This is a genomic window from Solirubrobacter pauli, from assembly GCF_003633755.1.
Lineage (GTDB): Bacteria > Actinomycetota > Thermoleophilia > Solirubrobacterales > Solirubrobacteraceae > Solirubrobacter > Solirubrobacter pauli.
Map to the genome: position 1 here is coordinate 171,380 of NZ_RBIL01000003.1, position 17,807 is coordinate 189,186.

General features: G+C 71.1%; 25 protein-coding genes. 10 read left to right on the top strand and 15 right to left on the bottom strand.

Annotated features, from left to right (window positions below; genetic code table 11):
• The first annotated feature begins 48 nt into the window (after window positions 1–48).
• Complete coding sequence (locus C8N24_RS32460; RefSeq protein ID WP_121258451.1) at window positions 49–999, top strand: helix-turn-helix domain-containing protein; 951 nt, start codon at window positions 49–51, stop codon at window positions 997–999.
• Here C8N24_RS32460 and C8N24_RS32465 read toward each other — a convergent pair.
• Window positions 981–1,478 carry an RNA polymerase sigma factor gene (locus C8N24_RS32465; RefSeq protein WP_121258454.1) on the bottom strand — a complete coding sequence of 166 codons (498 nt, stop codon included), beginning with the start codon at window positions 1,476–1,478 and terminating at the stop codon, window positions 981–983. The two genes, C8N24_RS32460 and C8N24_RS32465, sit on opposite strands and share 19 nt — an antisense overlap.
• Before the next feature lie 200 nt (window positions 1,479–1,678).
• Here C8N24_RS32465 and C8N24_RS32470 point away from each other — a divergent pair, with 200 nt between their 5' ends.
• Entirely contained in the window at window positions 1,679–2,239 is a 561-nt protein-coding gene (locus C8N24_RS32470) for an RNA polymerase sigma factor (RefSeq protein ID WP_121258456.1), read from the top strand.
• A 74-nt stretch (window positions 2,240–2,313) separates the two neighbouring features.
• Here the strand turns inward: C8N24_RS32470 and C8N24_RS32475 are convergent, their stop codons facing one another.
• On the bottom strand, window positions 2,314–2,517 hold the full coding sequence (locus C8N24_RS32475) for a cold-shock protein (RefSeq protein ID WP_121258458.1): 204 nt from the start codon (window positions 2,515–2,517) through the stop codon (window positions 2,314–2,316).
• A 196-nt stretch (window positions 2,518–2,713) separates the two neighbouring features.
• On the opposite strand from C8N24_RS32475, the gene C8N24_RS32480 reads away from it, so the two are divergent.
• From C8N24_RS32480 to C8N24_RS32500, 5 genes are all read left to right on the top strand, one after another.
• Window positions 2,714–3,904 carry a (Fe-S)-binding protein gene (locus C8N24_RS32480; RefSeq protein ID WP_211340248.1) on the top strand — a complete coding sequence of 397 codons (1,191 nt, stop codon included), beginning with the start codon at window positions 2,714–2,716 and terminating at the stop codon, window positions 3,902–3,904.
• Complete coding sequence (locus C8N24_RS32485; protein WP_211340249.1) at window positions 3,901–5,415, top strand: FAD-binding oxidoreductase; 1,515 nt, start codon at window positions 3,901–3,903, stop codon at window positions 5,413–5,415. Before C8N24_RS32480 ends, C8N24_RS32485 begins: the two co-directional genes overlap by 4 nt.
• Window positions 5,412–5,669 (top strand): hypothetical protein, encoded by a 258-nt coding sequence (locus C8N24_RS32490; RefSeq protein ID WP_121258464.1) that lies wholly within the window; start codon window positions 5,412–5,414, stop codon window positions 5,667–5,669. The genes C8N24_RS32485 and C8N24_RS32490 overlap by 4 nt, the downstream gene beginning before the upstream one ends.
• Entirely contained in the window at window positions 5,666–6,718 is a 1,053-nt protein-coding gene (locus C8N24_RS32495) for an LLM class flavin-dependent oxidoreductase (RefSeq protein ID WP_121258466.1), read from the top strand. The genes C8N24_RS32490 and C8N24_RS32495 overlap by 4 nt, the downstream gene beginning before the upstream one ends.
• A 65-nt stretch (window positions 6,719–6,783) precedes the next feature.
• Window positions 6,784–7,071 carry a hypothetical protein gene (locus C8N24_RS32500; protein WP_121258468.1) on the top strand — a complete coding sequence of 96 codons (288 nt, stop codon included), beginning with the start codon at window positions 6,784–6,786 and terminating at the stop codon, window positions 7,069–7,071.
• Here C8N24_RS32500 and C8N24_RS32505 read toward each other — a convergent pair.
• From C8N24_RS32505 to C8N24_RS32535, 7 genes are all read right to left on the bottom strand, one after another.
• A complete protein-coding gene (locus C8N24_RS32505) occupies window positions 7,055–7,645 on the bottom strand; it encodes a TetR/AcrR family transcriptional regulator (RefSeq protein WP_121258470.1) in 591 nt (196 codons plus the stop codon). The two genes, C8N24_RS32500 and C8N24_RS32505, sit on opposite strands and share 17 nt — an antisense overlap.
• A complete protein-coding gene (locus C8N24_RS32510; RefSeq protein ID WP_121258472.1) occupies window positions 7,645–8,193 on the bottom strand; it encodes an NADPH-dependent FMN reductase in 549 nt (182 codons plus the stop codon). Before C8N24_RS32510 ends, C8N24_RS32505 begins: the two co-directional genes overlap by 1 nt.
• A 5-nt stretch (window positions 8,194–8,198) precedes the next feature.
• A complete protein-coding gene (locus C8N24_RS32515; protein WP_170179580.1) occupies window positions 8,199–8,735 on the bottom strand; it encodes a YceI family protein in 537 nt (178 codons plus the stop codon).
• Window positions 8,736–8,836: 101 nt separating this feature from the next.
• Entirely contained in the window at window positions 8,837–9,154 is a 318-nt protein-coding gene (locus tag C8N24_RS32520; protein WP_121258476.1) for a hypothetical protein, read from the bottom strand.
• Window positions 9,155–9,189: 35 nt separating this feature from the next.
• Entirely contained in the window at window positions 9,190–9,819 is a 630-nt protein-coding gene (locus tag C8N24_RS32525; RefSeq protein ID WP_121258478.1) for a response regulator, read from the bottom strand.
• Entirely contained in the window at window positions 9,816–11,063 is a 1,248-nt protein-coding gene (locus C8N24_RS32530) for a sensor histidine kinase (RefSeq protein WP_121258480.1), read from the bottom strand. The genes C8N24_RS32525 and C8N24_RS32530 overlap by 4 nt, the downstream gene beginning before the upstream one ends.
• A 46-nt stretch (window positions 11,064–11,109) precedes the next feature.
• Window positions 11,110–11,424, bottom strand: coding sequence for an STAS domain-containing protein (locus tag C8N24_RS32535; protein ID WP_170179581.1), 315 nt, complete (start codon window positions 11,422–11,424; stop codon window positions 11,110–11,112).
• 65 nt (window positions 11,425–11,489) lie between these two features.
• Between C8N24_RS32535 and nthA the strand changes: the two genes are divergently transcribed.
• Genes nthA through C8N24_RS32550 form a run of 3 tightly spaced genes read left to right on the top strand, consistent with a single transcriptional unit; the run spans window position 11,490 to window position 12,936 of the window.
• Window positions 11,490–12,068 (top strand): nitrile hydratase subunit alpha, encoded by a 579-nt coding sequence (nthA, locus tag C8N24_RS32540; protein WP_121258484.1) that lies wholly within the window; start codon window positions 11,490–11,492, stop codon window positions 12,066–12,068.
• Entirely contained in the window at window positions 12,065–12,673 is a 609-nt protein-coding gene (locus C8N24_RS32545; protein WP_121258486.1) for a nitrile hydratase subunit beta, read from the top strand. Before nthA ends, C8N24_RS32545 begins: the two co-directional genes overlap by 4 nt.
• Window positions 12,670–12,936 carry a hypothetical protein gene (locus C8N24_RS32550; protein ID WP_121258488.1) on the top strand — a complete coding sequence of 89 codons (267 nt, stop codon included), beginning with the start codon at window positions 12,670–12,672 and terminating at the stop codon, window positions 12,934–12,936. The genes C8N24_RS32545 and C8N24_RS32550 overlap by 4 nt, the downstream gene beginning before the upstream one ends.
• On the opposite strand, the gene C8N24_RS34880 is transcribed toward C8N24_RS32550, so the two are convergent.
• From C8N24_RS34880 to C8N24_RS32580, 6 genes are read right to left on the bottom strand one after another with little or no spacing between them, the layout of a single operon-like run.
• Entirely contained in the window at window positions 12,924–13,343 is a 420-nt protein-coding gene (locus C8N24_RS34880) for a hypothetical protein (RefSeq protein ID WP_211340250.1), read from the bottom strand. The genes C8N24_RS32550 and C8N24_RS34880 overlap by 13 nt on opposite strands.
• A 17-nt stretch (window positions 13,344–13,360) precedes the next feature.
• Complete coding sequence (locus C8N24_RS32560; protein ID WP_147448108.1) at window positions 13,361–14,089, bottom strand: SDR family NAD(P)-dependent oxidoreductase; 729 nt, start codon at window positions 14,087–14,089, stop codon at window positions 13,361–13,363.
• Entirely contained in the window at window positions 14,086–14,901 is an 816-nt protein-coding gene (locus tag C8N24_RS32565; RefSeq protein WP_121258492.1) for an SDR family NAD(P)-dependent oxidoreductase, read from the bottom strand. Before C8N24_RS32565 ends, C8N24_RS32560 begins: the two co-directional genes overlap by 4 nt.
• Before the next feature lie 12 nt (window positions 14,902–14,913).
• A complete protein-coding gene (locus C8N24_RS32570; protein WP_121258494.1) occupies window positions 14,914–16,335 on the bottom strand; it encodes a flavin-containing monooxygenase in 1,422 nt (473 codons plus the stop codon).
• Window positions 16,336–16,353: 18 nt separating this feature from the next.
• A complete protein-coding gene (locus C8N24_RS32575; protein ID WP_121258496.1) occupies window positions 16,354–16,785 on the bottom strand; it encodes a MarR family winged helix-turn-helix transcriptional regulator in 432 nt (143 codons plus the stop codon).
• Window positions 16,766–17,782: an LLM class flavin-dependent oxidoreductase gene (locus C8N24_RS32580; protein WP_121258498.1), complete on the bottom strand. Its 1,017-nt coding sequence runs from the start codon at window positions 17,780–17,782 to the stop codon at window positions 16,766–16,768. The genes C8N24_RS32575 and C8N24_RS32580 overlap by 20 nt, the downstream gene beginning before the upstream one ends.
• Between the last annotated feature and the right edge of the window lie 25 nt (window positions 17,783–17,807).

Consider the following 17,807-nt stretch of genomic DNA (forward strand, 5'->3'; position numbering starts at 1 on the left):
CGACGTCCGACCAGTGACCTGAAGGACGACATGCGTCAAGATCTGGCCATGTCCTCGCATCGCGTCGTCGCCCTCCTCCCCCAGCGGATAGCGCCGTTCGAGCTGGGCACCGTCACCGAGGTCTTCGGGCTCGAGCGCCCGGAGCTGGACGTGCCCTGGTGGTACGAGCTGACGCTGTGCACGGAGCACCCGGGCGTGATCCCGGCGACCACCGGTGGCTTCAGCTTCGTCGTGGACCACGGCTTGGAGGCGCTCGTGGGCGCGGACACGATCATCGTCCCCGGCTGGAGCGGCGAGCCCTCGACCGCCGTCCTGGAGGCGGTGCGCGCGTCGGACGCCCGGGTCGTCTCGATCTGCAGCGGCGTGTTCCTGCTCGCCGCGGCGGGCCTGCTCGCCGGCCGTGAGGCGGCGACGCACTGGCGCTACGCGGAGACCCTCGCCGCGCGCCATCCCGAGCTGACCGTCAACGCGGACGTGCTCTACGTGGACGGCGAGGACGTCCTGACCAGCGCGGGCAGCGCGGCCGGCATCGACCTCTGCCTGCACCTCGTCCGGCGCGACCACGGCAGCGCGGTGGCGAACGCGGTCGCCCGCCGGTTGGTGATCCCGCCGCACCGCGACGGTGGCCAGGCGCAGCTGATCGACCTGCCGATGCCCGCCCACCCGGAGGACGACCCGATCGCGCGAGCGATGGAGTGGGCGCTCGAGCGGCTGCACGAGCCGCTCGACCTGGCGACGCTCGCCGCCCACACGCACATGAGCGTGCGCACGTTCACGCGCCGCTTCCAGCGCGCGACGGGCACGACGCCCGGCCGCTGGCTGATCGAGCAGCGCGTCCGCGCGTCGCTGGCGCTGCTGGAGAGCTCGGACGAGCCCGTGGAGACCGTCGCCGCGCGCGTCGGCTTCGCGACGGCGGCGACGTACCGGCATCACTTCGCGGCGATCATGCGCACGACGCCGACCGCCTACCGTCGGGCCTTCTACGCCGCCGCCGCGTAGTCGCTGACGAGCCGCGCACGCCCGCGGTGCAGTCGGCTCATGACGGTGCCGACCGGGATCTGCAGCACCTCGGCCGCCTCGGTGTAGGCGAGCCCGGCGACGTCGACGGCCGCGATCACCTCGCGCTGCGCGGTCGGCAGGGCGTGGATCTTGGCCAGCACCTCGCGGGTATGGATCACCTCGACCGGCTCGCCGTGCCTGGGCGCCACCAGCCGCGTGTCCTCGTCCTCGAGCGGGGCGAGCACCGGCCGCCGCCCACGCGTGCGCAGCGCCGAGATGTGCGTGTTGCGCAGCGCCTGGTGCAGGTACGGCCCGGCACCGGCCGGGCCGACCGTGCGGGGCCGGGCGAGCACCTTCAGGAGCGTGTCCTGGACGAGGTCCTCGGCGTCGTGGTGCGAGCGGGTCATCGCGCGGGCCGCGCGCCGGAGGGAATCAATGTGGACGGGAAGCGTCTCAGGGTTCAAGGACTCGGTGGGCATGCACCGAGACTCCCGTTTGGCGCGTCGGCGCCATATGGGGGAACTCCCCCTGCCTGCCCCCACGTAAAGGGGTCAGACCCCTTCACGCGACATCTGTCGCTAAGAGGGACAGTCCCTCTTTAGAAATCGGGTCCCGGTACGGGCGCGACCAAGGTCCCATTGAGGGTCCTACCGGCGCGGCGGAAGGCTCTGGACACGTCATGTCGCCCTCTCGCCCGCTCAGCCCTGCCGCCCTCGCCACCGCCTCCGACGCGCGTCTGGTCGCGCTCACGCGCGCCGGCGACGAGCGCGCGTTCGCCGCGATCGTCGCCCGCTACCAGGGGCCGCTCGCGCGCCACTGCCGGCGCTTCCTCTCGTCGGCGACCGCCGACGACGCGCTCCAGCAGACGTTCATCAACGCCCACGGCGCGCTCACCGACCCGCGGGCCACGTTGCCGCTCGCGCTCAAGCCGTGGCTGCACCGGATCGCCCGCAACGCGGCGCTGAACATCGCGCGGGATCCCCAGCTGGAGTTCGGGCCCGTCCCGGACGACCTGCTCGGACGCGAGAGCGAGCCCGAGGACGTGTTCGCCCGCCGCGAGTGGTTCGACGCGTTCGTCGAAGCGATCGGCGCGCTGCCCGACTCACAGCGCCAGGTGATCGTCCGCCACGCGTTCAACGGCGACAGCCACGAGGCGATCGCCGCCGACCTGGGCATGACCGCCGGCGCCATCCGCCAGCTGGCCTACCGCGCCCGCGGAACCCTCCGCGCGGCCGCCTGAGGGTCCGCAGTGGGCCCTTAAACACAAACGCCCGCGGCAGAAGCCGCGGGCGCCCACGCAGAACTGAGTGGTTCTTAGATCGACGTCACGTTGACGGCGTTCGGGCCCTTCGGGCCGTTCTCGGCCTCGAAGGAGACCTTCGCACCCTCGGCGAGGGTGCGGAAGCCGTTGCTGTTGATGCCGGTGTGGTGGACGAAGAGGTCCTTGCCGCCGTCATCGGGCGTGATGAAGCCGAAGCCCTTTTCGTCGCTGAACCACTTCACGGTTCCAGTAGCCATTGGTCGTGCCTCCACGGAGTTGTGTGCTGCGAACGCGGAGGAGCCATGAAGCAACTTGCGGGCGCTGCGCACTGCTTGTGGCCAGGATTTCGATATCCCGGCCCGTACAAGAGACATTCTAGACAGATCGTGCGCCCTCATGCGTGCCTCACGCCTTAGGATGCCCCCACCGGCACCATCGAGGAGGGAGAGACGGGTGGGCGACCAGGAGCTCGAGTTCGCGCAGCGATGGCGTGACAACGCCTACGGATGCTTCTCGTCGGGGCACAAGTTCTGTCGCGAGGTCTGTCCGGTGATGCAGGTCACGCGCAACGAGAACCACACGCCTACGGCGTTCCACGCGAGCATCGTCGCGATGGAAAAAGGCCTGGTAAACGTGGAAGATGTCGCCGACGACTTCGTCCACTGCACCCAGTGCGGAGCGTGCGAGCTGCGCTGTCCGAACACGCTGATGACGGGCGATTTCTACCGCCATCGCACGCGCACGGTGGACGTCGTGAAGGCCATGCGGGCCCTCATGGTCGAGACCGGGAATGAGCGCGAAGCCTGGAAGTTGTGGAACGAACGCCTCGCGCTCGACCACAACGAACCGGTGCTCGGGGACACAAGAGTTTCACAAGCGCACGTCGCCGACTGGGCGATCGGGCTCGACATCCCGGTCGGCGGGGAGACGATCCTGTTCGTCGACTGCGAGGCCGCGTTCTTCCGCACCTCGTACACCCGCGCGTTCGCGCAACTGCTCCAGAAGGCCGGATTCGCGTTCGGCCTGATGCGCGAGCAGTGGTGCTGCGGCGGTCCGGCGGCCGAGATGGGCTATCAGGACCTGGCGCTCAAGCACGCGACCCACAACGTCGAGGACTGGCGCGCGGTCGGGGCGAAGCGGATCATCGCCCCCGACCCGCACGACTACATCGCGTTCACCGAGGACTACCCCAAGTACTTCGGCGAGGACTACGAGTTCGAGATCGTCCTCGGCGTCGAGCTGGTCAACGACCTCGTGAAGGACGGCCGGATCGCGCTCACCCATCCCGTCGAGCGGACCGTCACCTACCACGACCCGTGCCGCCTGAACAAGCGCAAAGGCGTGCACGAGGCCCCGCGCGAGCTGATCCGCGCCATCCCCGGCCTCACGTTCAAGGACGTCGACCGCGTCACGCAGTGGTCCTACTGCTCCGGCGGAGGCGGCGGTCTGCCGATCGAGAAGCCGGAGATCACCCGGGAGATCAGCCGCCGGCGCGTCGCCAAGGCCGCCGAGCTGGAGGTGGACACGCTGATCAGCGCCTGCCCATGGTCGGAGCGCCCGCTCAGCGAAGCCGGCCACGAGGCGAACCTCGGCGTGATGGACCTCTTCGAGCTGGTGGCGGTGAGCGCGGGGATCGAGCCGTGAGAGGAGTCGCCTTCAAGAGCGCCGTCGACGACCACGTCCTCGACGAGCTGCGGGCGATCATCGGCGACGACGCCCGCGTCCGCCCCGACCAGTCCAGCCGCGCGTTCCGCAGCCGCGTCCCGGCGCCGTTCCCGGTGCACCGCTGGGCCGACCACTTCCCGGACGTGGTGATCCTGCCGAAGACGGCGGTGGAGGTCTCCGAGGTGGTCAAGCTCGCCAACCGCCACCGGATCCCGATCGTCCCGCGCGCCGGCGGCACCGGCCTCAGCGACGGCGCCGTCCCGCTGCGCGGCGGGATCATGATCGACTGCAAGCTGATGAACCAGATCCACGAGATCGACCTCGTGGACAGAACCGTGACCGTCGGGCCGGGCATCAACATGCTCAAGCTCAACGAGGAGCTGCGCAAGTACGGCGTGATCTATCCCGACGACCCGGCCTCGTACCCGTGCAGCCTCGTCGGCGGGCGGATCGGCACCGGCGGCTGGTCGCTGCTGGGCGCCCGCTACGGCCACACCCGCGACCTCGTGATCAGCATGGAGGTCGTCCTCCCCACCGGCGAGATCGTCGAGATCTCCGAGGGCGGCGGACGCAAGCTGCGCAAGTCCTCGACCGGCCTGACGCTCAAGCAGCTGTTCACGGGCCACCAGGGCACGCTCGGCATCACCACCCAGGCGACGCTCGAGCTGGTCCCGCGCCCGGAGACCGAGTTCGCCGCGTTCTTCGCCTTCGACGACTACATGAAGGCGTACGAGACGGTCGGAGTCCTCACGCGCTGCGGCCTGGCGACGCTCGCGGGCGTCGTGCTCTTCGACGAGTGGAAGATCGCCTACCTCCGCCGTGACGACGAGGCGTACATCCCGCAGCCGGAGAGCGTGAAGGCGGTCGTCGCCGTCGCCATGTACGGGCGCAGGCTCGAGGTCGAGCCCGCCTCCAGGGAGATCATGCGCCTCGGGCGCAGCCGCGGCGGCAGGTACCTCGGCGACGAGATCTCCGCCGGCGACTGGGCCTCCCGCCACGACCGCTACGCCACCCCGCTCCACGGCCGGGACCTGGACGGCCAGGCCGTGATCATGAGCTGGCACTGCGAGGACGCGGCGCTCAACTACTCCGTCCTCCCCCAGGTGCGCGAGGAGTGGCACGCGATCGTCGCCCGCTACCGCGAGCGGTACGGCATCTTCGACGACTGGGGCATGTTCGCCTACACCTCCGGCCCCCACAAGCCGTGGGCGGACTACCTGGTGGAGATCGACGTCGGCATCTGGGAGCAGAAGCTCGACGACGAGACATGGGCCGCGTGGGTGAGCTGCAAGCGCGAGATCGCCGAGGTCTCCCTCAGGTACGGCGGCTCGATCACCGCCTGCCACGGGGCGACGAGAGAAGGCGATGCTGAGCTCGTCCCGCAGGAGCTGGGCAGCGCGTGGCCGGTCGTGAAGGCGATCAAGCGCGCGCTGGACCCCAACAACGTCATGAACCCCGGCAAGCAGTCGCTCGACGAGGCCTACGAATGAGCGTCTGGCGCCTGGGCGAACAGACGCCCCCACCACCTCGCCGCATCACCGACACCGTCGTCGAGCGCCTCGAGCACCAGTACGAGGTCGACCCCGATCTGATGCAGATCACCCCGCAGCAGGACATGCCGGTCTGGGACTCCCGCCGCATCTTCGACGCCCGCTGGGACCACCTGGACTGGATGCACGCCCATTTCGCCGACGAGGTGCTCCTCGCCGGCGAGGAGTCCGAGACCATGGAGGATCCTTCGTGAGGTTCAGCTACTGCATGCTGCCGGACTACCCGCTCGACGACTGCATCGAGATCATCAAGACCGCGGACGAGCTCGGCTTCTACGCGGCGTACTCGGTCGACGAGACGTGGCACAAGGACCTGTGGGTGCTCTTCGCCGCGGCCGCGCGCGAGACGAAGCAGATCCGCTTCGGCCCGAATGTCACGCACGTCTTCCTGCGCGAGCCGACGCTGATCTGTCAGCAGATGGCGACGCTCGACGAGCTGACCGGCGGGCGCACCGAGATCGTGGTCTCGACCGGCAACTTCGGCCTGCTGAGCCAGTACAACATCGACTGGGCGAACCAGAAGCCGCTCAGCCGCCTCAAGGAGGCCATCCACGTGATGCGCACCTTCCTGAGCGAGGGCGCGATCACGTTCGAGGGCGACTTCTTCAAGTACAGCGGGCTGTACACGTTCGCCAAGCCCGTCCAGGAGGGCGGCATCCCGATCAAGATGGGCGCGATGAAGGGCCCGCGCTCGTTCCGCACCGCGGGCGAGATCGCCGACGGCATGCATCAGGCGCTCGCCTACTCCCGCGAGGCCTACGACTACTCCTCCGGTCTGCTCCGCGAGGGCGCCGAGCAGGCCGGCCGCAACTACGAGGAGCTCGACAACGGCGCCTGGGTGGTCACGGTCGTGAGCGACGACAGCGCCGCCGCCAAGCGCGCCGCGCGCATCCTCGTCGCGTTCTACATCTCCTCGATGCCGGCCGAGCAGCTCGCGCGCCACGGGATCGACGCGAGCGAGCTGGCGCCCGTGGTGGACGCGCTCGGCGCGGGCGACGTGAAGCAGGCCGTGAGCCTCTTCGAGCCGCACTACGCGGAGAAGCTGAGCCTCGCGGGCACGCCCGAGGAGGTCGTCGAGAAGATCAAGGCCGACCTCGCGCCGGCGGGTGTCAACCACATGATCCTCGCGCTCAGCGACCCGGCGCTGGTCAAGCTCTTCAGCGGCGAGGACGTGCCGAACGTGCCCGACATCCGCGGCCAGCTCAAGCTCGTGAACGAGCGCGTGATGCCGGCCTTCGGTTAACCGCACCCACGTACTAGAGGTCGCTCGGAGGCAGGGGGGTCGGGAGCCGGAGATGATCGCTGTCAATGGCTGCTCTGACTTCCCCCTCCCGCTCCGATTCCGTCGGCTATGGCGTCACGCTGACCTTCGAGACGCTGGGTGCAGACGCCCCGCTGCGCGTTCGTCCCTGGGACGACACGCTCCTGCGCGTGATCGACGGCGTGATCGCGCTGCGCTTCGACGGCGAGGAGCGTCTCCTCAGCCCCGGCGGCGAGGCGATCGTGCCCGCGGGCTTCCACCACACCATGTGCGCCGTGACCGGCGAGGCCCGGATCGTGATGGGCTACCGCCGCGCCTTCAAGGGCGCCGCGTAAGCGCGTCGACCAGCTGGTCCCAGCCACGGACGAGCTGGTCCAGCGAGTACCCAAGGCCGCGGCGCATCCGCAGGTGGTGTGCCGGGTCCAGCATCGCCAGCAGCGACTCGGCGGTGTAGTGCGCGTCGAGGTGCGGCGCGGCCTCTGCGAGCAGCAACCGCAGATGCGTGGAGTACAGCGCGAGCACGCCTGAGGATTCCTTGACGGTCGGCGCGGCCGCCACCATCAGCTCGGCGTGCGTCTCGATCAGATCGAGGAAGCCGGCGCCGAACGCGTGCAGGCGCACCGCCGCCGGCACGCCCGGGCCCAGCGGCGGCGCTCCGGAGATCAGCGCGTTCTGGAAGTCCTTGGTCTGCTCGTCGAGCAGCGCGAAGGCCAGCCCCGCGCGGTCGCCGAAGCGCCGGTAGAGCGTGCCGGTGCCCACGCATGCCGCCTTGGCGACGTCCTCCATCGAGACCGAGTCGATCCCGCTCTCCGCCACGAGCGTGCCCGCGGCGGACAGGATCCGCTCGCGGTTGCGTGCTGCGTCCGCCCGCTCGCGCGGACCCTGGTCGAATTGCGGGAGCTCGAACATCAGACCTCGACCGGAGCCGTGACCTCCCGCACCAGGTCGGCGATCAGGTCCGTGTAGCGCTGGGCGAGCTCGGGGTCGTTGAGCGTGCCGTCGTCGGCGAACGCGTAGTCGGCCATGCCGACCGGCAGCTCGGTCTCGACGGGGTGCGCGCCGGAGGCCTTGAGCGCCTTGCGCGCCTCGGCCTGCGCCCACACCGCGCCGAACAGGCCGGTGCTCGCACCGACGACCGCGACGGGCTTGTTCTTGAGGACGTTGTCGGGGAACGGGCGCGAAGCCCAGTCGAGCGCGTTCTTGAGGGCGCCCGGGATCGACGCGTTGTACTCCGGCGTGGCGATCAGCAGAGCGTCAGCATCCTCGATCGCGCGGAAGAACTCCAGCACGGAATCGGGCGGCTCGTTCTCGAGGTCTTCGTCGAAGGCCGGGATGCCCGCGAGGTTGTCCCACTCCACCAGCTCGACCCCGGACGGGAGCAGGTCGCTCGCCGCCCGGAGGAGCCGGCGGTTGTGGGATCCTCGGCGCAGGCTGCCGGCGATGCCGAGGATCCGCATGCGGCTTAGGCCTGCTCGACGAGCGCGAGCTCGATGGTCAGCGTGACCTCGTTGGCGAGCGCCTTGCCACCGGAGGGCAGCGGGGCGTTCCAGGTGAGGCCGAACTCGGTGCGGTCGATGACGGCCTCGAGGTTGAGGTGCGCGCGCGTGCTGCCGAAGGCGTCCGGAGCCGGGGCGACCCACGTGCCCTTGGCGACGACCGGCTTGGTGTTGTCCTTGATCGTCAGGTCGCCCTTGACCTCGACCGTGTTGTCGGCGGCGACGTCGATGCTCGTGGACGAGAAGGTGACCGTCGGGTACTGCTCGGCGGCGAAGAAGTCGTCGCCACCCAGGACGTGCGCGCGGAACTGCTCAGGAGTGCGGATCGAGATCGACTCGACCTGCGCCGTGCCCTCGAGCTTGCCGTCGGTCAGCGTCGCGGCGACCTCGTCCAGCGTGCCCTTGAAGAGCGAGACGCCCTGATAACGGACGGCGAAGCCGAAGTTGGAGTGGACCGGATCAGCGTTGAACGTACCGGCGAGGGGGCTGGCGGTGGTGCTCATGGCGGGGGCTTCCTCCAGGGAAGTGGATGACTCTCGGGACCCGTAAGCGGAATCGATTCCGCTTACGTGCCTCACTGTAGCGCATCCGATTCCATATGCAACTAGTCGGAAACCAGATCGGTTTTCGTGCATACCTTTCCGCCGGGTGCGGTGACCCGGACCATCACGTGGTCGGCGCCCTTGTAGTCCTTCATCCGGTGCCGGTAGCGGAAGGGGCCGCGGCGCTCCCCGCGCCAGGCGACGTGGCCGTCGTGGACGACGACGATCTGCCAGTCGTCGGCCGTGTCGACCCGCACGCGGGCCTCGATCTCGCCGTGGCCGGAGCGCAGGTCCAGCCGCAGGCAGTCCTCCCCGGCCGCGGCCGCGCTTCCGCAGCCCGCGAGCAGCAGGAGGAGCAACAGCGGGGCGCGGCGCAGCATTCACCCTGGACGGTGCCACCGCCCGGGTCCGGGACTCAATGCGACTTTCGGCCCACTCCGTGGCGCTCGGCCCACAGCGCGGCCTGGGTGCGGTCGGTCACGTCGAGCACGCGGAAGATCCGCGTCAGGTGCGACTTGACCGTCTTCTCGCTGATCTCCAGCCGGCGCGCGATCAGCTTGTTGGGCAGGCCCTCGACCAGCGCGTCGAGCACCTCGCGCTCCCGCTGGGACAACCCGGCGAGCGGGTCGGGCTCGCTGCGGGCGGAGAGCACCGTGCGGGCGGCGCGCGGATCCAGCGGCGACTCGCCGCGCGCGGCGGCGCGGATGCCCTCGGCCACGTCCTCGGACGCGGCGTCCTTGAGCAGGTAGCCGCAGGCACCGGCCTCCAGCGCGCCGAGGATCCGCGGACGGTCGGAGAACGCCGTCAGCACGAGCACGTTCGTCTGCTGCGCCGCGAGGATCCGCCGCGTCGCCTCGATCCCGTCCACGCGCGGCATGTCGAGGTCCATCAGCACCACGTCGGGCCGCAGCCGCTCGGCCTGCTCGACCGCCTCCGCCCCGTCGGCGGCGGTGCCGACCAGCTCGACGTCCTCCAGCCCGCCGATCAGGCGGCCGAGGCCGTCGCGGATGACGCCGTGGTCGTCGGCGAGCAGGACGCGGATCATGGGGCGAGCTCCAAGGTGACCGTGGTTCCCGTACCGGGCACGGAACGAACGGCGAGCTGGCCGCCGGACTGCGCGACGAGGTCCGTCAGCAGCGACAGGCCGACGTGCCCGTCCTCGGCGCGGCTCGCGCGCTCGGCCGCGTCGAAGCCTCGGCCATCGTCGGCGACGGTGAGCGTGGTGGGCGTGACGGTGACGTCGACGCGGCTCGCCTGGGCGTGGGCGAGCACGTTGCGCAGCGCCTCGCCGGCGACGCGGTAGACGAGCTCCTTGGCGGCCGGCTCCTCCTCCACGCTCAGGTGCGTCTCGATCCCCGCCTTGCGCAGCGGGCTGAGCAGATCGTGCAGGACGGGCTCGAGGCCGGCGGTCTCGAGCCGCGGCGGGTGGATCTCGACCAGCAGCGTGCGCATGTCCCGCACACCTTGGCGCAGGGTGTCGACGGCATCGTCGATCACGCGCGCCTCCTCGTCGTTGCCCCGCCGGCGCGCGTCGGCGGCGAGCGGCGCCAGCCCGAAGGCGACGCCCGCGAGGTCCTGCACCACGCCGTCGTGCAGGTCGGACGCGATCCGGCGGCGCTCGCGGTCGGAGGCCTCGATCGCGCCCGCCAGCAGCCGCTCGCGCTCCTCGTGCCCGCGCTGGAGGTTGCGCGCCAGGCGCCACGCCAGCGGCGCCTGGAACAGCAGGAGCACGAGCAGGCCGGCGAGCACCGGGGGCGCGAGCGTCTTGACGATCTCGGTGGCCGACGCGTTGATCGAGCTGAAGCGCTGGTAGATCTCGAACAGCACCTGCGTCTTGTCGGGGGTGCGGATCGCCGTGTGCGCCTCCAGCAGCTTGCCCTCCGCGCGCTCGTAGCGGTTCTCGGGCTCGCCGAGGTCGCTGAGCTCGGCGTCGGAGCCACCGGTCTCGAACAGCTCCGCCTCTTCCTCGCCCAGCGCGAACCGCTGGCCGATCAGGCGTGGCTCGTCGGAGTAGAGGATCGTGCCGTCCTGCGACCACACCTTCACGCGCACGACCGACTCGCCGAGGATCTGGCCCTGGACGAGGTCGTCGAGCTTGGCGAGGGCGCGCGGGTCGCCGGTGAGCACGCCGTCCTCGAGCCCGGCCGCCTCGATCAGCTTCCCCTCGATCAGCACCCGCTCGCGCGTGTCGCGCTCGGCCTCCTGGGTGGCCACGTCGCGCAGGGCGAAGAAGCCACCGACCAGGATCACCGCGATCGCGGCGAGGCTGCCGAGCATGAAGCGCGTCACGGCGGACGCGACACGGGGTGGCGCGGGACTACGCACCCCTGCAGTTTTACGGGGTGTGGGCGAGCAACTCCCCCAGGCCCGTGATCTCCACGGCCTGGCGGACCGGCCCGTCGCCGGCCACGATCTCGAGCGTGACGTTCCGGGCTCTCAACGTGCTGCGCAGCTCGAGCAGGACGCCGAGGCCCGTGCTGTCGATGAAGTCCACGTCCGAGAGGTCCAGGCGCAGGAGGTCGCACTCCTCCGCCGCTTCGGTGACGGCGGCGCGCAGCTCGCCGACGGTCGAGAGGTCGATCTCGCCGGCGGCGGTGACGGTGACGGTCGTGCCGTCACGGGAAACGCTGATGGTGAGGTCGTCGTCCATGCGTGGCGGTTCAGTACCCCTTGGGTGGCGACCTCCAACCCGCTGGCTTATGGTTTGACCGGCTGATGACACACAGTGATCTCTCGGACGTCCAGATTCGGGTACGCGCATTGGAGAGCGCGCTCGTGTCGGGTGGCCACGTCGACCCGGCCGCGCTCGACGCGCTGGTCGAGACCTACGAGCACCAGGTCGGGCCCCACCTCGGCGCGCGCGTCGTCGCGCGGGCGTGGGTGGACGACGACTACCGCGCGCGGCTCGCCGACGACGCGACGGCGGCGATCGCCGAGCTCGGCATCTCCGGCCGCCAGGGCGAGCACATGGTGGCCGTGTTCAACACGCCCGAGGTGCACAACCTCGTGGTCTGCACGCTCTGCTCGTGCTACCCGTGGAGCGTCCTCGGGCTCCCGCCCGTCTGGTACAAGAGCGCGCCCTACCGCTCGCGAGCGGTCTCCGAGCCGCGCGCCGTGCTGGCCGACTTCGGCGTGACGCTGGGCGAGGACGTGTCCGTGCGCGTGTGGGACTCGACGGCGGAGGTGCGCTACCTGGTCGTGCCGATGCGGCCGCCGGGTACCGAGGCGCGGTCGGAGGACGAGCTGGCCGCGCTCGTCACGCGGGACTCGATGATCGGCGTGGGCGTCCTGTGAACGGCGCGCACGACATGGGCGGCGTGCACGGGTTCGGCCCGGTCGTGCCGGAGGTGGACGAGCCCTATTTCCACGCCGGCTGGGAGCGCAACGTGCTCGGGCTGGTGCTCGCGCTCGGCGTGGGCGGCAAGTGGAACATCGACATGTCGCGCCACGCGCGCGAGAACCGGCCGCCGGGCGAGTACCTGTCGCTGAGCTACTACGAGATCTGGCTCGCGGGGCTCGAGCGGCTGCTGGAGGAGCGCGGTCTGCCGACGCGGGTCCTGACCGCCGAGGAGGTGCCGGGCGTGCTCGCGCGCGGTGGTCCGGCGAACCGCGAGCCGACGCGTGACGCGCGCTTCGCGGTGGGCGACGCGGTCCGCACCCTGAACCTGAACCCGCACGGCCACACCCGCCTGCCCCGCTACGCGCGCGACAAGGTCGGCGTCGTCGAGCGCGTGCACGGCTTCCACGTCTTCCCCGACGTCAACGCCACCGGCGCGGGCGAGGACCCGCAGTGGCTCTACCTCGTGCGCTTCACCGGCACCGAGCTGTGGGGCCCGGACGGCGACCCGACGTCGTCCGTCTCGATCGACGCGTTCGAGCCCTACCTCGAGCCGGCATGACGCAGTTCTCGGAGCCATGGCAGGCCGAGGTCCATGCGCTCGCGACGCTGCTCTCGGACCGTGGCCTGCTGACGTGGCCGGAGATGTCCGGGCGCACGTCCTACCTCGAGCTGCTGGCCGCGATCGAGCAGGTGGTCGTCGAGCGCGGCTTGACGTCCGACGACGAGCTGTCGTCGCTCCGCGCCGCCTGGGACCATGCGGCGCATCGCACGCCGCACGGCACGCCGATCGAGCTCACCGACGCGGACTTTCACCAGCGGTAGATCTGCCCGTCCCGCAGCTCGCCGTCCAGCGGCGGGCCGAGCTCCCCACCCGCTTGGAGGTGGTCGAGCAGCCGCGAGCGGCCCTTGTGCCCGTCGCCCCAGTGCAGGTACGGGTGCAGCAGCGGCTTGAGCGCCTCCCAGTCCTTGCGCTCGATCGCGGCCAGCGCGGCGTCCACCTCCGGCTTGGCCGAGTCCAGGAACGCGGGCGGCAGCACCGACGCCACCGAGTCCGTGATCTCGATCCGCGCGAGGCGACCGTAGAAGTCGAAGTGCAGGACGATCGACTCCAGCGCGGCCGGCCCGTCTGCCACCTCGTCCAGCGCGATCGACTCGCGGATCTCCCCGGCGCCCGCGAGGTCCAGCAGCGCGCTGCCGTCCTCGTTCACCGTCAGCTCGATGTTGGCCATCGCTGGATCATCGCGCTTCAGGTCACGCTGAAGCCGCCGTCGACGTCGAGGACCGTGCCGGTGATCCAGCCCGCGCGTGGCGAGGCGAGCCAGGCGATGGCCGCCGCGACGTCGGCGCTCTCCCCCAACCGCCGGGTCGGATAGGCCTGGGCCATCGCGTCCGCGCGCTCGTCGAAGTCCGGCCGCTCGGCGTAGGCCAGGTCGGTCTTCACCACCGCCGGCATGACCGCGTTGGCGCGGATGCCGTCCGGCCCGTACTCGACCGCCAGCGCCTTCGTCAGCGACACGATGCCGCCCTTCGCCGCAGCGTACGCGCCGATCCCCGGCACGAGCTTGTGCGCGAGCGTGGAGCCGACGTTGACGATCGAGCGGTCGCCCTCGGCCGCCAGCAGGTGCGGGAGCGCCGCGTGCAGGATCCGGAAGTGCCCGGTGAGGTTGGACGCCAGCTGCTCGTCCCACGTCTCGAGCTCGATCTCGTGCAGCCGCCGGTTGCGCCGGATGACGCCCGCGTTGTTGACGACGACGTGCAGCCCGCCGTACGCGGCCACGGCTTCCTCGACGATCCGCGGCGCGTCGGTGACGATGTCCCCGGTGACGACGGTCGCGCCGGTCTCGGCCGCGACGGCTTCGAGCGGCTCGCGACGGCGGCCCGTCACGACGACGTCGAAGCCCTCCGCGGCGAGCGCGCGCGCCGCGGCTGCGCCGATGCCGGTCCCGCCGCCGGTGATGAGCGCGGCGCGGCTCATGCCGGCCACGCGAAGCGCGGGTCGCGCGCGTAGTCCTGCCGGCGCGTGTCGAGCGCGAGCGCGATGTGCTCGGGCGCGTCGTCGCCGATGATCAGCCGCAGCGGACCGCTGTCGGCGTCCACGTGCGCGAGCAGCGCGGCCGCGGCGGCGCGCGGGTCCGGCTCTCCCGGGGCCTCCTCGGGCATGGGCCAGGGCACCTCGGCGGTTCCGAACAGCGCCGCGCGCAGCCCGTCGTACGCGGGATGCGGCGTGGCGAACGCCATGCTCGAGCCGCCCCAGTCGGTGCCGAACCCGCCGAGCTCGGCGATCGTGACGCGGATGCCGAAGCCGGCGACCTCCGCGGCGAGCGCCTCGCTGAAGCCTTCCAGACCCCACTTGCTCGCGTTGTAGAGGCCGAGCAGCGGCACCGTTCCGACCGCGCCCGTGGTCGAGATCTGGACGATGTGGCCGCTGCCCTGCGCGCGCAGGAACGGCAGCACGGCCTGGGTGACCCACAGCGGGCCGAGCAGGTTCGTGTCGAGCTGGCCGCGCGCGTCGGCCTCGGAGACCTCCTCCGCGCCGCCCACGAGGCCGTAGCCGGCGTTGTTGACGACGACGTCCAGCCGTCCGAACGCGGCGTGCGCGTCCGCCACGGCCGCGCGCACCGCGGCGCGGTCACGGACGTCCAGCGTGAGGACCCGCAGGCCGTCGCGCTCGGGCAGCACCGCCGGGTCGCGCACCGTGGCGACGACGCGGTCACCCGCCTCGAGCGCTGCTTCGGTGAAGGCGCGGCCGAGGCCTCGGCCCGCGCCGGTGATCAACCAGACCCGCATATCGCGGGCACGCTAGCTGAAGTGCAGCGCGCCGTCGTCCAGTGAGCCGTGGCGCAGCGTGACGACGTCCTGCGCGTAGTTCATGCCCAGCTTCCACGGCGCGTTCGCGCCCGCTTGCGGGAACAGGTGCAGGGAGCGCTGGACGTAGCCGGCCTGGAAGTCCAGCAGCGGCTTGCGCTCCACGGTCCCGTCGTCGACCGGGACGCAGGTCGTGTAGCCGCGCGAGCCCATGTGCGCGAGCACGCGGCAGACGAACTCCGCCACGAGGTCGGCCTTGAGCGTCCAGGACGCGTTGGTGTAGCCGATCGTGAACGCGAAGTTCGGCACCCGGCTCAGCATCATGCCCTTGTACGCGAGGTGGTCGGGCAGGTGCACGGGCTCGCCGTCCACGACCAGCTCGATCCCACCGAAGGCCTGGAGGTTCAGCCCGGTGGCGGTGACGATCACGTCGGCGTCCAGGTGCTCGCCGCCGGCGAGTTGGATGCCGTCGGGGGTGAAGCGCTCGACCGTGTCGGTGACCATCGACGCCTGCCCCTTGCGGAGCACGCGGAACAGGTCGCCGTCGGGCACGAGGCACAGGCGCTGGTCCCAGGGGCCGTACGTCGGCTTGAAGTGCAGGTCGACGTCGAAGCCCGCGGGCAGGCGCGCCACCGTGAACTTGCGGATCAGCCGGCGCATCAGGTTCGGGAAGCGCTGCGAGAGCTGGTAGATCAGCGTGGACACGGCCACGTTCTTCCAGCGCGTCACCTGGTAGCCGCGCTTGTCCCCGAGCCACTTGCGCAGCCGGATCGCGTTCGCGTCCTTGGACGGCAGCGACAGGATGTAGGACGGCGAGCGCTGCAGCATCGTCACGTGCTCGGCCGCCGGCGCCATCGCGGGGACGAGCGTGACCGCGGTCGCGCCGCTGCCGATCACGACGACGCGCTTGCCCGCGTAGTCGAGGTCCTCGGGCCAGAACTGCGGGTGGATGATCTCGCCGCGGAAGGTCTCGGCGCCGGCGAAGGACGGCAGGTAGCCCTGGTCGTAGCGGTAGTAGCCACCGCAGACGTAGAGGAAGCGGCAGCTGATCGGCTCGCGGCCCTCGACCGTGACCGTCCAGTGCCCGTCGGCCCACTCCGCCCGCTGCACGCGGTGCCCGTAGCGCACGTGGGCGTCGATCCCGGCCTCGCTCGCCGTCTCGCGCACGTACTCGAGGATCGCCGGCCCGTCCGCGATCGCCTCGGCCGCGGTCCACGGCCGGAAGCGGTAGCCGAGCGTGTGCATGTCCGAGTCCGAGCGCACACCCGGGTAGCGGAACAGGTCCCAGGTGCCGCCGATCGCGTCGCGCGCCTCGAGGATCGCGTACGAGAGGCCCGGCAGGCGGTCCTGCAGGTGGTGGGCGGCGCCGATCCCCGAGAGGCCGGCGCCGACGATCACGACGTCGACGTGCTCCATGCCCCGCCCATTGAAGCGCTAGGCGCGCGTCAGCAGTGTGAGGGCCGCACGGACCGACTCGAGCTCGTCGACGCTCAAGGCGTCGAGCTTGTCGCCCAGCCACTCGCGGTCCTCGCAGCACCGCTGCGCGAGCGCGTGCCCGGCGTCGGTGGCCGCGATCAGCTTCACGCGCCCGTCCGCGGGGTCCGGCCGCCGCTCGACCAGCTCGCGCTCGACGAGCCGGTCCACGAGCACGCTGATGTTCGATGGGTCGCACCCGAAGCGCTCCGCGAGCCGCCGCTGTGACAGCGGCTCGCACGCCGCGAACCCGAGCACGCGGGCCTGCGTCAGCGTCAGCCCGTGCGCCTGCGCGGCACGCTCGTAGTCGGCCAGGAAGCGGCCGACGAGCTCGTGCAGCGCGGCGCGGACCTCCGCGTGCTCGGCCGCCGGCTCAAGCGCGTACGGCGGCATCCGTGAGGCTCGCGAGGCGCTCGAGCGAGTCCAGGCGGGCCTGCTGGTCGTAGGCGCTGGTGGCGACGATCAGCTCGTCCGGCTGGTGCTCGTCGACGAACGCCGACACCTGCTCGTGCACGGTCTCGGGCGCGCCGACGAACGTGCACGACAGCATGCCCTCGAGCTGCGCCTTCTCGTGCGGCTGCCAGTAGGCCTCGATGTCGTCGATCGGCGGCTGCAGCAGCGTCCGCCGGCGACGGAAGGCGCCGTCGATGAACGACTTCTGCTGCGAGGTGGCCAGACGGCGGCCCTCCTCGTCGGAGTCGGCGATGATCACGTTGGCGGCGATCATCACGTGCGGGCGATCGAGCTGCGCGGACGGCTGGAACCGCTCGCGGTAGACCTGCAGCGCGGGCACGAGCGCGGCGGGCGCGAAGTGCGACGCGAACGCGTACGGCAGGCCGAGCGCCGCGGCGAGCTGCGCGCCGAACAGGCTCGAGCCGAGGATCCACAGCGGGATGTGCGAGCCCTGGCCGGGCACGGCCTGGATGTGCTGCCCGGGCGCGGGGTCGCCCAGCAGCGCCTGCAGCTCCTGCACGTCCTGCGGGAACGTGTCCGCGCTCGTGAAGTCCCGGCGCAGCGCGCGCATGGTCGCCTGGTCGGTGCCCGGCGCGCGGCCGAGCCCGAGGTCGATCCGGCCCGGGTACAGCGCGTCGAGCGTGCCGAACTGCTCCGCGATGACCAGCGGCGAGTGGTTCGGGAGCATGATCCCGCCGGCGCCGACTCGGATGCTGCTCGTGCCCTCGGCGACGAAGCCGATGGCCACCGACGTCGCCGCGCTCGCGATCCCCTCCATGTTGTGGTGCTCGGCCAGCCAGAAGCGCTTGTAGCCGAGGCGCTCGGCGTGCTGGGCGAGCTCGCGGGAGCGGTGGAGCGCGGTCTGCGCGTTCCCGCCCTCGGGGATCTGCGCGAGATCGAGGATCGAGAGCGGCACCGAGATCGGTGAGGAAGTCATCGAAATCGATGATAGCTTCACGCAT